Genomic DNA, 14533 nt, shown 5'->3' with positions numbered 1-14533 from the left:
AAGAAGAAATAATGATTTGAACAACATTAACAGCCAGCCTGCACAGCCTGGTGCAGGCTGTGCAGGCTGGCTGTTACTATTCATTTGTTGATAAGGCTAATTCAGGGCCACTACTGTAATCAGCGACTCTTCATCCTTTTTAGGGAAAATTTCCAGTACCAGTCTGTCGCCGCTCTGCGCCCGTTCCAGTAAAGCCCTAATGTCCATACGCTGATTGTTTTCCAGTGCTACAACCTGCTTTACCAGGGACTTGTTGCCACGGGCCAGGTAAATCACCAGGCTGTCGTAGGCTGTAACAGAACTGGCTTCTGTAAAGCTAAGTGCTACGGCTTCCAATTGACTATAAGCAGAGAGATCTACACCATTTCTAAGATCAATTACCTGCTGATTAAGCTGGTAAACCGGCGAATGCTGTGCCTTTAGCACAAGGGGGGCAAAGAGCAGCCCCAGCACCATAAGTGCGCTTGTTAAAAATCTGCCTGTTCTGTACATAACACAAGTTTAAATAAAAGATAAGATGGTAACCCGTATTGCCCTGTATTGTTATGCCATCAAACCGGCACCACTCCGGAATACCCTCAATCCTATACCTTAAACTGCCGGTTAAAGATCTAAGTAGTGTAAGGGCATCAGAGCACAGGGATCAAATCTTACAAATTGTACCCACCTGTTGGCCGGACTTAGGCTGAAAATCCGCTAAACCTCTGCTCCACTGCAGAGTTGTAAGTGTAAAACAAAGGCAAACAGAAGCTATGGCATTCAAAAAGATTTCCCTGAACAAAGGCAGGGAAAAAAAATATCGCTGGTATCATGGAGCACTTTTTCTGGCAGGAATCACCCTTGTTGAAAGAGGACTGGAAGCACTTGTAAAAAAAGCGCCTGCTGGTCCGGATACCCGGCAGGACGACAGGGCTTTTTACAAGAACCAGCACCAGGCAGTATTTGCTCCTCCGGGTGTAGCATTTCCCATTGCCTGGACAGTGAACGATATTGCCACCATCTGGGGTAACTTAAGGGTGCTGAACAAGCCTAAAGGTACCGCGGGGCGGCAGGAGTACCTGGCACTACAGGCAGCATCCTGGGGCGTATATTCTCTTTTTACTGCCCTGCATTTTGGTCTTCGCTCTCCTATCAATGCACTTGCACTCACAACGGCACATGCAGGACTTAACATCGCAAGTGAGTTGGTAGCTGTTAATAAACTACAAGATAGAAAGGTAGCGGCATCACTAGTACCTGTACTAAGCTGGCTGGCGGTGGCCTTGCCTACGGCTGTAACCTCTGCCCTCTGGAATCCTGATCGCTTTTACCAGACAAAATCAATCGTAAAGCCCCACAAGCGGTGGCTAAAGCAGAGCACATAGCAGAAAATACAGAAAAAGGCAGCTGCTAAAGCCAAATGCAAATTTCTTATACCTGAATACCGAGTTTGTATGATTCGCAACCGACTGGCACAGATGAAAGGCGTTATCCGCTATGGTTACCAGTTTCAGAATAAAGAAAAGATTATTCTCAGAGACTATATGGCCATGGAAAGAACCCGCCTGGCTAATGAACGTACCCTAATGGCTTACGTTCGTACCTCTCTGTTCTTTTTAACCGGTGGCCTTACTCTGCTTGAATTAGAAAGGTTTGAGCACCTAACCGGCCTGGCCTACATTGCTATTATCTTATCTGTGTCTATGCTGGTAATTGGTGTTACCAGGTTTATAGTATTGGGTAAACGGCTGCGAGTGTATTACGGTCAGATAAAAAATGAAGAAGAAGAAAATAAGAAGGAAAAGACTTAATTATAAACAGTTTGCAGGGCAATGATAAGTTCATTCGGGTCTTCCAGGTCTGCACGGGTAGCTGCATAATACCGGCGCAGTTCCATCATTTTCTGCTGGTTGCCTACTACTTCCTTTAGCCTGTTTAATAAACGCCTGTTCTTTTTATTCAGCTGGTGCATGTTGTCTGAAATCTTACCCATGGTATCGTATTTATAACTAACCAGGTTCAGGCGTCCGTCTACAGCTACAAATATTGCCTCCTGCAGGGTGTACGAAACAGATGAACCACTGTAAACAGGTAAGCCAAAGCTCGGGCCTATGCTGCCTTCGCACAAGATCATTTGTTTTGGATCTGCACTGTTTTCACATATTTGAAGAGAACCCTTTGACTCATCAACAAAATATTTCAGCAGCTCGTGATTAGCCGGTTTTTGAAGCACTGCAAAATCACTCCCCTCATGAAGCACCTTAAAGAAGCTGAAGCCGCCATTGAAAGGCAGCGAATAGTATTCATAACCACCAAAAGAAAAGCTGATCACCTGTTCAGGTGTTAACTGCTGCTCACCCCTGGTGCTTCTAACGGTCAGTACATCAGTGAGGTAATCGTAGTGTAAAGACGACATCTCGGCATGGCCACTTTCAAGGGTAATCCAGTTTTCTTCGAACTGCAGCTCCTTTGCCTGTGCGGTATAAGCGCTAAGCAACAGCAGTATAAAGCAGAAGAATTTAGCAAAAAGGGTAGCGGAATTTTTAACCACTTGCTGTATCCCAAAACCAGATTTCTTGATGATTGCGATGCCTGCCATGTAAGTTTATTGTGATTTATTGCTGAAATTTAGAACAAGTCTGCTCTACTTTCCAAATTTATTTCAAATAAATCATAAATTAATTTCAATTTTATGTAATTTGCCTCCTAATCAGGACACTTTACAGCTGCCGGAAAGCTCATGTTAAAAAGCATGTTTTCAGGAAAAACAATAGCTGCTCAAGAACAAATATTTTGCTTAACTCCTTATCCTTAACCCTATTGCGATCAATGTTCCACTTAAAATATGCTGGCCAAATGGCTATCCGAGCAGTAACAGGCTCCTGTTTTATGAAGGCGGGTTTGGTATTAAGTAGCCGGAAATCTGCCACATATGCTTTTAGTGGAACTACAGGCTTTTTTCAGCCAGTAGAAATAAATTACACCCTGCTGCTTTTATAGTACATATAGTTATACCGTTAGCAATCCTTTTTTTTTAGTTTTAAAGATATTTTTGAGACCCTGCTTTATTATTTAAACTTTTTCTGACTAATGAAAAACCAATTCCTTTACCCGATGATGGCACTGGCCTGCCTTATTATTTTTTCGGGTACACCAATTTTTGCTCAGGCTGGCTCTGCTGCCGATACAAACCTGCCACTTGCTGTGCTGGAGTTAACTGCCCGAAACCAGGATAAACTTATTGTAGTAGAATGGACCAGCATTGATGAGGCGGGACTTAGCCAATACCTGTTACAATATTCAGCAGATGGTAAAACATATAAAGATCTTGTACGGGTGCCCTCCAGAGGGAGTGTGAACGATGCAGCCTTTGTTTACACCATTACAGATTACCCGGTGGAGCGTGAATACCATTATTACCGCCTCTTAGCAGTGCCACAAACCGGAGAACCGGAAGAAAAAGCCGGCATCCGCATTGGCCGTTCTGGCACCCTTACCACCACCATACATCCAAATCCTGCCAAGGCAGACAGGTTTCCCACTGTTATACCCTCTGACCAGGCATACCAGATCCTGCTGTGCGACGCAAGTGGCAATGTTATAAAAGAGTACCAGCAGCGAAAAAAAACTCATTTACTCATACCCATAAGGGATATCCAGGAGGGACTGCACCTGCTAAGGGTATACAAACAACAACAATAAAAAAATTCGTAAGCCGGGCTACTCGCGCCTGCCCACAACCGATGCTTCACCAGGGCTAAGCAATCTAAAGGTACGTGCATTACACTGTTAAACTAATGCTCCGGCAGGAGGTTAATTCAGAAAACACCTCCTTTTGCTATGTTCAGAAATTCAGGTAACCCAAAAACCACCCGACGCATCATTGCCCTGCTCCTGCTCATTCTGTTCCTGGGCTGGCTTGCCTGGGCCTGGATGTTCTGGGTGTATTAATTCCATGCTTAGCAGCATATACAAACCACCTGGTGGTGCACAATAAAAAAACCGGTATTGCTACCGGTTCTTTTGTTTATTTAATGCTGGCTTTCTGGGAATCTGGCTGCAGGCTAATCCTGGCAAAGCGCTGCACACGCTTGCGCTGACCAAAAATAACCACCTCCTTATTGGTTAGCTGCTCACACACCTTGGGCCTGATGATTACACTTGCATCTGCGGCCTTGAATAAAGGTCTGCGGGTCTGGTTTCCCTGTCCATCCATTTCTACCATTACAACAATGGCCTCATTGCCACTCAGGCGCATGTTATAAACCTGCCCCTGTTTGGCATTGAGGTTTTTAGGATGATCGTTGAATATAAAGTATAACCTGTCCTGCACCACTGCCATCGTGTAGGAGGAGTAAAAGCCCCCGTCATTTACTGTTCGCTGGCGTTTTGGTATCTGGTGTGCCCATTCGATTTCGCCCTGCGGATTGATGTTCACAACAATAATATTGTTGTAGTGGTACTGGGTTTTCGTTGAAGATACCCCGCCGGCGGGGCTGTAAGTTGTCATTACGCGAATGTAGTACTGCTCTCCCACCAGAATGGCTCCCCCATCCTCACGAAGCACCAGCTCGTCCAGGTCAAATTCGTACAGCTCTACATTCTTTCCTTTTTCTATTTTGTCTTTGGTTACCGCTGCTCTCCCCTCCTTCATGTTTTCAGTTAGAAAATCAGCACCAAAATCTTTAAAACTCTGCTTTTTAACCTGTTTGCTTTTGGCATCAATTGTTAAAAAATAGCTGCCCCCAATGCTGGTTGTGCTTGCCGGGGAGTAAAACCCTGCACAAATAATATCCTGGTTGGGTAAAATGGCAATCTGCATATCGTTGAGAAATTTGCCCGGTATTTCAACGGCATAATCTGTTAGCGAAGCACCATTGTCCCGATAGCTAAGCACCTGGTACTTATAGTTTGGCTCTCCTTTGCGCTTTAGCTTGCGCTTTTCATTAAACAGCCGCCCCAGCAGGTGTATGTTGCCTGTATTATCAACTTTGTAACGTTCAACTTCAAAAAGCTCTTCCTGGTAAGGCAGTTCTATCTGTTTTTCCCATAGCTGGTTCATTTCCCAGTCCAGTACATGAAAGCCAAAGCGCTCGTTTTCGCCCTGGTCGTAGGGCAGGTTATAGAACACCAGGAATTTTGTAGAATCACTGGATACAGAGAAACCAAATACTCCGCTGTTGCCCCGGGAATAACCGGCATAATCAATAGCAGAGATCTGGCGGGGCTCTCCCATTGGCTGCAGGCTTGTTTTGCTGATGGGCTGCAGGTACAGCTTTTTCTGCTTTGTTTTCTGATCAGCCAGGGAGGTGAACATGAACAGCCTGTTATTATAGTGTATGATGTTCTCCAGCGCACGCTTTTTATCGTCGAGCTCCAGGTCTACCTCCACGGTACGGGTTTTGTTCATGGAGTTATCGTAGTGCTCCAGCGAGAACTTAGAATTTATTCCATAGAAAGCCCCCGATCTAAGCCGCAGGGCATAAAAACCAGATTCATCATGCCCTATTACATCTGCCAGCGTAGATCGTTTGGATTCCTGCTGGGGGTTGCCCAATAAAATACTAATGCCTTCGTAACGAGGTTGGGCCACTGCCACCGGCAGCAGGCTTCCCAGCAAAAGAATCAGGAATAAGATCTTTTTCATTGAAAACAGGGGGTAATTGATAAACGAAGATAAATGCTAGATTTGAGCTTTTGCAGCAATTGCAAGTTTTTAAACAATTCTACTGAACCCCAAACTTAGAGCATCAGCGCACCAATGAATATCAAAACACTGCAGTTAACTTCAACAGAAGAAATCCGGCATAGCTTTAACGAAGCTTTTAAAGAATATTTTGTACCGCTTCAGCTTTCTGCAGAACAAATGGAGCAAAAGCTGCTGGCAGAAGGGTTTGATCCTTCCATATCGGCCGGTGCTTTTGATGAAAGCAGGCTGGGAGGCTTTATACTGCACAGCAGCGGCATGCATGCTGGCAAACGTACTGTCTATAATTCGGGCACCGGCATTGTGGCTGCTTACCGCGGGCAGGGCCTGGTACAGGAGATGTACGAATACCTGCTGCCGCTGCTAAGGGAAAGAGGGTATGAAAAAAGCCTGCTGGAGGTTATTCAGGAAAATACTGTAGCCCGCCGGCGCTACGAAGCTGTGGGTTTTCAGGTACTGCGGGAGCTGCATTCCTTTAAAGGTGAAGTTACCGGGCCTGTTCTGAATCCGGAGGTTATGGAAATCAGGGAACTGCACTGGGCGCTGCTGCAGTCTTACTGGAACTGGCAGCCCAGCTGGCAACACTCACTGGAATGTCTGCAGCGTGCAGCTGCCAGTTACAAAACCTACGGAATATACAAAGAGGAGCAGCTTGCGGCATATGTGGTAGTCAACCCAATCACCAACCGCATTCCCAGTTTTGCAACCGCTCAAGGCTGGAGAAACAAGGGACTGGCCACTGCCCTGTTCCGCCACGTACAGCAGCTCCGCCCGCAAATGCCGCTTACTGTCATCAATATGGCAAGCCACGATGTGGAGAGTATAGGCTTTCTTCTGAAAACAGGCCTTAAGCCACTGTTAAAGCAGTACGAAATGGAACTTAACCTCCGGCAGCAAGCCTAAAAACAACTGCTGCTATGCTGCTTTGCCCCTTTACAGGCTTTTAAGGGCAAGCCATCCATCCTTACTTTTCCTCCACTTATCAGAACTTTTTTCTTCTGTTGGCGTGGTTCCATTACCTTGTTTTTAAAAAATTAACGTTCTGTATTTTATGAACAACTATTTTAGAAGAGGATTAACAGGTTTGTTTGTGCTGCTGCTCTCAACAGCAGCCCTGGCACAATCAGATATATACCGCTACAGCCTGGACCTCACCAAAGTAAAAAACGACCAGCTGCAGGTTCAGCTGGAAACTCCCCTGATCACTGAAAATAAGATTACCTTCTATATGCCAAAGATCATACCCGGCACCTACCGGGAAAGCGACTATGGCATGTTTGTTACCGAGCTTAAGGCCTACAACAAAAGGGGCAAAGAGCTGCCTGTAAAAAGGCTTACCGATAACAGCTGGGAAATCAGTAAGGCTAACAAATTAGCCCGCATTAGCTATTGGGTAGAAGATATTTTTGATACCGAAAAAGAAAACCAGGTGTACATGATGTCTGCCACCAACATCGAAGAGGGCAAAAACTTTGTAATCCATACCCCTGGTTTCTTTGGCTACTTTGAAGGCATGAAAGAACAGCCTTTTGAGGTGAGCATTACCAAACCCGAAAGTTTTTATGGCAGCACCGGCCTTGTACCTGTAAGTACTGATAGTACACAGGATATCTTCCGCACCCGCGATTATGATATGCTCATGGACTCACCCATGATGTACAACAGACCGGATACAACCTTTGTGGAGGTAGCCAATGCAAAGGTACTGGTGAGTGTATACTCTCCTAACAAGCAGGTCACCTCAAAATTTCTGGCCGAGCAGTTCGATAAGCTGCTGCAGGCAACTGCTGAATATTTAGGCGGCCGGCTGCCCGTGGAAAAATATGCCTTTATCATGTACTTTGCCGAGCCAGGCAGTGCCAACCCCAGGCAGGGAGCGCTCGAGCATAATGTTTCTTCCTTTTACTACCTCAGCGAAACACCCCAGCAGCTGATTGCTCCCCTGCTGGTGGATATTGCCGCCCACGAGTTTTTCCACATTGTAACACCGCTCACCATTCATTCTAAAGAAATAGCTGACTTTGACTTTAACGAAGCTGTGCTCTCCCGGCATTTGTGGCTTTACGAAGGTGTTACTGAATATGCATCAGATCATGTGCAGGTAAGGTACAACCACATCACCCAGTCGCAGTTTCTGGATAAGATGCTGGAGAAAATCCAGAACTCCCGCACCAGGTTCAACGATACGTTACCATTTACAGAACTTAGCGTTAAAGCAGCGCATGAGCATGCCGATCAGTACAGCAATGTGTACGAGAAAGGGGCTCTCATAGCAGCAATGCTGGATATACGGCTGCTGGAATTATCGGGGGGCAGCATGGATCTGCAACAGCTGCTAAGCAAACTTAGTGAGCGCTATGGCAAAAACAAGCCTTTTGAAGACGATGAGCTTTTTGGCGTGATTGAAGAAATGACCTATCCTGAAAACGGCACTTTTCTGCGCAGGTATGTAGGCGGCTCAGAACCACTGCCCCTGCAGGAGTATTTTGCTAAAGTAGGTGTTGATTTTCAGCAGGAGCCCGGTACACAGATTGCCTCGCTGGGTAACCTTAACTTTGGGTTTAACCAGCAGCAGATGCGTATAGAAATTGCCAGTGTCAGCGGCATGAATCCACTGGGCTTTCAGAAGGGCGATTTACTGCTAAGCATACAGGGGCAGGATTTAACCCCTGCAACTGCACAGGCCGTAGTTGAAAATTTTACTGCCAATACCAAAGCTGGAGATAAAGTAGAGGTTGTTGTTGGCAGAAAAAATGAGGCTGGTGAATACGAGGAGAAAGTGCTGACAGCACCTGCCCAGTTGGTAGCCACGCCCGGCCCAATGAAATTAACCTTTGCCGAGAACCCTACATTTGAGCAACTAAAGCTGCGCAACCAGTGGCTACAGGCCAAACCTGTTACAGCACGGCCACAAGATGTAGAAAGCGTGGATGCCCTCATTACTGCGCTATACGAAGTAATTTCAGGCCCTGCCGGTGAGCGCGATTGGGATCGCTTCACTTCCCTTTTCAAGCCAAATGCACGCATGTCGGCCATTTCACCAAATAAAAGCGGCCAGCGCGTATATGTGTCCATGACTCCGGAAGAGTACAAAGCAAAAAATGGCCCCTATTTCAGCAAGAACGGTTTCTGGGAAGAGGAACTGGGCCGCCAGGAAACAAGATTCGGCGAGGTGGTTTCTGTTATGAGTTCATACCAGTACCGCCTGGAACCCAATGGTGAGCCAGCTCAGAGAGGTGTTAACTCCCTTCAGCTGGTGTATGACCAGGGCCGCTGGTGGATTGCCAATGTAATCTGGAACACCGAAACCAAAGACAACCAGATTCCTCAAAGTCTTTTACCCTGACAAGCGCAGGAACCATAATCATAGAAACAAATGAAGCAGGCCACAATGGTCTGCTTCATTTGTTTTAGCTAACGTTACTTTTGGTTCAAGTACACAAAAGAGCCGCCCCTGCAGCAGGAACGGCTCTTTTGTATGCATCAGCAGTATGCAAGATAATCCGGCCTCACCTGATCAGTAATTAGGATTTTGATCTTCATTCGTTAATGCCTGGTTATTGGCTAGCTCCTGTGCAGGAATTGGCAGTAAGGCATGTTTGGACGGGTTGTAATTAGCTATTGGCTCAGATGTTAGTTTGCCGTTCTTCCTCCACCTGATCAGGTCCCTGGTTCTTACCTGCTCACTGGCAAGTTCTACCCTTCTTTCTCTTGCAATGATTTCAAACATTTCCTCTTTGCTGGCAGGCGCAGCAAGCTCTGGCAGGTCAACAGAAGGTCTTTGCCTAACCTGGTTCACATATTCAATTGCTGCCGCAGGTCCTTCCAGTTCATTCACTGCCTCTGCCATCATCAGCAGAACATCTGCATAGCGGATTACGCGGAAGTTTATGCCCGAGATCTGGTTTTCATTGCCCTGCTTATAGGCATTGGAGTACTTCTTCCAGCCTACCTGCGACAACTCCATGGTGTAGGGCGTACCATCTGCTTTTTCAGGGCAGCCAAAGCAGTATTCTTCACCATCTTCGTAGAAGGTATAGTCAAAACGCGGATCACCTTCTTCGTAAGCCGACAGCAGGCCGGGAGAAGGATTAACGTTATTCCAGCCAGTAATTGGGGTGTATTCCTGTCCGCGGAAGGTTACTTCTGCAATACCCTGTCCATCGCCGCCATCGTTCCAGGGCACACCATATCCATGGGCTGTAGAGAACTGTACCTCAAAGATAGACTCTGCATTGTTTTCATTTTCCTCAGTAAAGTTATCTTCAAACTCTGGCACCAGGCTGTACTGCCCGGAAGAAATCACTTTCTGGAATTCTGTTCTTGCCGCAGCATAATCTCCCCTGAACATGTGAATTTTGCCTTTAAGAGCCTGAGCAGCTCCCTTAGGAACTCTTCCAAGCTCAGATGCACCCCATTCTGATTTTGTTGGAAGGTTTGCTTCGGCAAAATCCAGATCTTCAAATATCAGCTGGTAAATCTGTTCTACGGGAACCCGTGGAAAGCCTTCAGCCAGGGTGGCAGGTGTGGCCGGCTCAGTATGCAGCGGCACAGGGCCCCAAAGTGATACCAGGTCGTTATAGGCCCATGCCCTTAAGAACCTGGCCTGGGCTACATACCTGTTCCTGGCCGCTACAGAAAGTTCCTCTTCCGGAATATCGTCTGCAACATCAATTACCAGGTTAGCCCTGTGGATTACCCTGTATAAGCCCTGCCACACATCGTTTACAAGTTTGTTACCAGCATCGAAGTTATAATTCAGTGCTGCAGCTCTGGGAGGCTCGAGGTTTGCAGTGCCTACATTTTCATCAGAGAGCATATCCCAAAGGAAAAAATACTCCCTGTTGTACAGGTTATTTGCCTGCAAGCCAGAGTAAATGGCAGTAACACCAGCACTTAGTTCAGCTTCGTTTGTAAAGAAAGTACCTGTAGAAAGCTGGTTTGGGTTATCTTTTTCGAGAATATCTTCATTGCACGAAGAGAACATCATCAAACCTAAAATAACCGGCTTTAAATATTTATATGTTTTCATTTTTCTTATGCTAATTAAAATCCGATTTGAATACCACCAATAAAGGTTCTGGCCTGTGGATACTGACCAAAGTCTACGCCCTGGTTGAGTGTTTGTACTCTGCCATCGGGGTTGTTCCGTAAATCTGTTCTTATACCAATTTCCGGATCGTAGCCTGAGTAATCAGTAAAGGTGAGCAGGTTCTGAGAGGTTACATAAATCCTCAGTCTTTTCACAAACCCATTGCCCACATTATTGAGCAGGTTGGCAGGCAGTGTGTAACCAATGGAAAGGTTTTTAACCCTCAGATAGGAACCATCCTCAACAAAACGATCTGAGATCCTGGCATTTCTGTTGGGGTCTGAGTTGATGGCGCGTGGTACGTCTGTGTTAGGATTTTCAGGAGTCCAGCGATTAAGCACCGCTGTGCCTGAATTGAACAGGCGGGTCATGCCCTCCATGTTATAACCATTCACGTTGAGAATTTCGTTACCCTGTACCCCCTGGATAAAGAGGCTGAGGTCAAAATTCCTATAGTTGGCACTGGCATTCAAACCATAAGAGAAGTCGGGCAGGAAGTGGCCCAGGTTGGTTCTGTCATCGTCGTCTACAACCCCGTCATCATTCAGATCTTTAAACCTGATATCGCCGGGCGCTGTATCGGCAGTCTGGTAATAGATGCCTTCGGGACTTAGGTTATTGGCTGCATTAACCTCTTCCTGGCTTTGGAATATACCATCAACCACCCAGCCACGGAAATAAGCAATAGGCTGGCCCTCTTCGGAGTATGTGGTGTTGTAACCTGTTTGCAGGAAGGCTGTACCCTCCAGCGAGCTGCCAATGCCCAGAGAGGTAAGTTCGTTTCTTACAAAAGATATGTTACCTCCTAAAGACCACTGAAAATCTCCGGCAGATTTATAATAACCTGCAGTAACTTCAAATCCTTTGTTCACTACAGCACCCAGGTTATCAACCGGTGCCACATCATATCCAATAGAGAATGGAATGGGCACGTTCAGGAGCATGTCTTCAGTTTCGTTACGGAAATATTCAACACTGGCCCTGATACGGTTTTTCATAAAGCCAAGGTCTACACCAAAGTTGGTCATGGTAGTGGTTTCCCATTTGATGTCGGGGTTTGCCATTTGCCTGGTGGTTGCACCACCTATAAGCGACTGACCTTCGCCAAAAACGTAAGGGTTCTGGTTGGCAATGGTTGCCTGGTAACCATAGTTACCAATCTGGTCATTACCTACCTGGCCCCAGCTGGCCCTTAACTTCATTTCGCTGATCAGGCTGATGTCACGCAGAAAAGGTTCCTCACTTACCCGCCAGCCGGCAGAGAAGGCCGGGAAGGTACCCCACCTGTCATTCCCAAAGCGGGAGCCACCATCACGGCGTACTGAGGCCGACAGTAAATATTTGCCTGCATAGTCGTAGTTAACGCGGCCCAGGTAAGAGATCAGGGCATACTCATAGCGCTGTCCGCGTATTTGCACACCCTGTCCAAAAGCATCGGGTACATCAATTTCGCTGGTAAGATCTGTTTCACCAACAGTACGGGTGTTACGGCCAACGTGCGACTGGCGTTCAGCTACGGCTACCGCATCTATGTGGTGGTTACCAAAGGTTCTGTTAAACGACAGCTGGTTAGAGATCAGTGGTGAGATGAAATCAGTTCTGTTCTGGTCAATATCAGCCGTTGGGTTTTTATGGTAGGTGTCAGATGGGTCTATCATCGGTACAAACTGGTCGTTATAGCCAAAGTTCATATCCAAACCCAGCAACAGCTTGTATTCCAGGCCATCCAGAATTTCAAAGCTTGCATAGGCTGTACCCAGCAACTTCAGGTTTTCATCCCAGTTTCTTCTAAGCATGGCATTCAATACAGGGTTTTCCGGGTCGGTGCCATCAGCAAGGTCAGTAGCCCGGAAACCACCTACTTTGTCTTCGTCTCTAACAGGTATGTAGGGCACCATCTTGATCATGTGCTCTATTTGGGTACGGCCGCCATTGTAAGGCTCGTTCTGTCTTTTTGAATAGGCAGTTGTGAGTGTTTCGCCAACTTTAAACCTGCCAATCGTAAACTCGCTGTTTGCCCTTATAGAATAGCGCTCAAAGCCGGTGCCGAGCATAATACCATCCTGCTTAAAGTAGCCACCACTGATGTTAAACAGGGAGTTATCGCCACCTCCGGAGGCAGAAAGGTTAAAATCCCTGATAGGTGCGGTGCGGAACATCTCATCCTGCCAGTCGGTATCAACATCGGCAAATTCTCCCAGATTGTTAAACCTTGGGGGCAGATCGGTACCCGGATCACTGTTGATCAGGTCTCTGCCATAGGCCAGATACTGTTCTCTGTTCAGCAGGTCCAGGGTACGCCAGGCTGTCTGGTAACCGTAGTAGGCATCGGCATTTAGGCTTGTTTTGCCTTTAACACCGCGCTTGGTGGTAACCAGAATTACACCGTTTGCAGCCCTTGAACCATAAATAGCAGAGGCAGAGGCATCTTTCAACACCTGCACCGATTCAATATCATTAGGATTAATTTCGTTAATACCCCCGGCAGGCATACCATCAATTACATAAAGAGGATTATTGTTACCAACGGTACCCAGCCCTCTGATGCGTACCACTGGGTTAACGCCCGGAGAACCAGAGTTGGCCACCGTAATACCGGCAGCTCTTCCCTGCAGTGCCTGGTCTACCGAAGCCACCGGCTGCTCCCCAATGTCTTTGGAAGATACTGAAGAGATAGCACCTGTTACCCGTGCCCTCTCCTGGGAGCCATAGCCTACAACAATCAGCTCTTCCAGTGTTTCATCTTCCGGCGCAAGAGATACATCTATCTGGGACTGAGCACCAACAAGAATCTCTTTGTTCTGGTAGCCTACAAAAGAATATACCAGTACATCTGTATTACTGGCTTCAATCTGGTAATTACCGTCTACATCAGTAACTGTTCCTGTTGTAGTTCCTTTAATCACAACAGTAGCGCCCGGAATGCCAAAAGTGGTACCTGCTTCCAGTACCCTTCCTTTAATTACCCTCCCCTGCGCATACAGGGAATCGGGAACTGCAACTACCATGAGCAGCAGCATCAGCATCAGGCGAGAAAAGTTTAGATAGTAGTGCTTCATAAGTTTTACTCTGTTTAAGGTGAGGTTGATTAATTGTGGTTTAAAAGGTTTGGTTTATCATCAATTATTTTTTGCAAACGTTTGCAGGGCTGAAGAAAAAAATCCTTCCATGCCTAATCAAAAGAGATCTAAAAAAGCATTAGCATATCATGCAGCCCTGCAAAGCATGAGGGCTGTGGCGTGTTCAAAAGGCTATCAACTGTTCAAAATAGCCTGCCAACAGAATAATTAAAGACAATTACAGTACACAGCTATAAGCGGGCAGGAAAAACTGCTCCACTACACCTCTAATAAAAATCTTGACTTAGCTAAGTAAGCCACTCTGCTATGTACTTCCTTAAGAAGAATAAATCACTACACTGTGGTAATTTATAAAAATTTTATATTGCTAAACGCAGGTTTGTATATTTTTTTAAAAGTTTTTATCTCAACTGCCAGGCGCTGGCCCCTGAAAGCTTTTCATCCCTGTTACCTGCTGCAGTAAAGTTTTGCTGATAAAAATCAGTCTTCTGATCTTTTTTGTACTTAGCTCTTACCGTATCAATATATCAAAGTACACTTCATTATATGTTTTAGCAATTTGACAATAGGGGTAGCCTAAAATTCCCTTCCTTTATATATTACCATAGCGCAGTGTTCACGCACATTATTCCTGTTTGGGGCCGGGGTTATAGTTTTTAAAATGAATCCTCCTTC

Annotated in this window: 10 protein-coding genes; 5 read left to right on the top strand and 5 right to left on the bottom strand. The window is 46.2% G+C overall.

Annotated features, from left to right (window positions below):
- Nucleotides 1-96: 96 nt before the first annotated feature.
- On the bottom strand, nt 97-492 hold the full coding sequence (locus KWJ01_RS08580; protein ID WP_224996018.1) for a hypothetical protein: 396 nt from the start codon (nt 490-492) through the stop codon (nt 97-99).
- Between the two features lie 260 nt (nt 493-752).
- On the opposite strand from KWJ01_RS08580, the gene KWJ01_RS08575 reads away from it, so the two are divergent.
- A complete protein-coding gene (locus tag KWJ01_RS08575) occupies nt 753-1364 on the top strand; it encodes a tryptophan-rich sensory protein (protein ID WP_224996017.1) in 612 nt (203 codons plus the stop codon).
- Between the two features lie 69 nt (nt 1365-1433).
- Nucleotides 1434-1790 (top strand): DUF202 domain-containing protein, encoded by a 357-nt coding sequence (locus KWJ01_RS08570; RefSeq protein ID WP_224996016.1) that lies wholly within the window; start codon nt 1434-1436, stop codon nt 1788-1790.
- Here KWJ01_RS08570 and KWJ01_RS08565 read toward each other — a convergent pair.
- Nucleotides 1787-2578, bottom strand: a complete 792-nt coding sequence (locus KWJ01_RS08565) for a hypothetical protein (protein WP_224996015.1) — start codon at nt 2576-2578, stop codon at nt 1787-1789. The genes KWJ01_RS08570 and KWJ01_RS08565 overlap by 4 nt on opposite strands.
- 491 nt (nt 2579-3069) lie before the next feature.
- Here KWJ01_RS08565 and KWJ01_RS08560 point away from each other — a divergent pair, with 491 nt between their 5' ends.
- The gene (locus KWJ01_RS08560; protein ID WP_224996014.1) at nt 3070-3681 is read left to right on the top strand and encodes a T9SS type A sorting domain-containing protein; all 612 of its coding nucleotides are present in this window, start codon (nt 3070-3072) and stop codon (nt 3679-3681) included.
- Nucleotides 3682-4006: 325 nt separating this feature from the next.
- Here KWJ01_RS08560 and KWJ01_RS08555 read toward each other — a convergent pair whose 3' ends face one another.
- Nucleotides 4007-5626: a hypothetical protein gene (locus KWJ01_RS08555; protein ID WP_224996013.1), complete on the bottom strand. Its 1620-nt coding sequence runs from the start codon at nt 5624-5626 to the stop codon at nt 4007-4009.
- A gap of 114 nt (nt 5627-5740) precedes the next feature.
- On the opposite strand from KWJ01_RS08555, the gene KWJ01_RS08550 reads away from it, so the two are divergent.
- A complete protein-coding gene (locus KWJ01_RS08550) occupies nt 5741-6589 on the top strand; it encodes a GNAT family N-acetyltransferase (protein WP_224996012.1) in 849 nt (282 codons plus the stop codon).
- A gap of 148 nt (nt 6590-6737) precedes the next feature.
- Nucleotides 6738-9032 (top strand): hypothetical protein, encoded by a 2295-nt coding sequence (locus KWJ01_RS08545; RefSeq protein WP_224996011.1) that lies wholly within the window; start codon nt 6738-6740, stop codon nt 9030-9032.
- Between the two features lie 171 nt (nt 9033-9203).
- On the opposite strand, the gene KWJ01_RS08540 is transcribed toward KWJ01_RS08545, so the two are convergent.
- A complete protein-coding gene (locus KWJ01_RS08540) occupies nt 9204-10718 on the bottom strand; it encodes a RagB/SusD family nutrient uptake outer membrane protein (RefSeq protein ID WP_224996010.1) in 1515 nt (504 codons plus the stop codon).
- 14 nt (nt 10719-10732) lie between these two features.
- The gene (locus KWJ01_RS08535; protein WP_224996009.1) at nt 10733-13837 is read right to left on the bottom strand and encodes a TonB-dependent receptor; all 3105 of its coding nucleotides are present in this window, start codon (nt 13835-13837) and stop codon (nt 10733-10735) included.
- Between the last annotated feature and the right edge of the window lie 696 nt (nt 13838-14533).

Source organism: Cesiribacter sp. SM1 (assembly GCF_020178975.1).
Lineage (GTDB): Bacteria > Bacteroidota > Bacteroidia > Cytophagales > Cyclobacteriaceae > Cesiribacter.
This window is presented reverse-complemented; position numbering and strand designations above follow the sequence as displayed.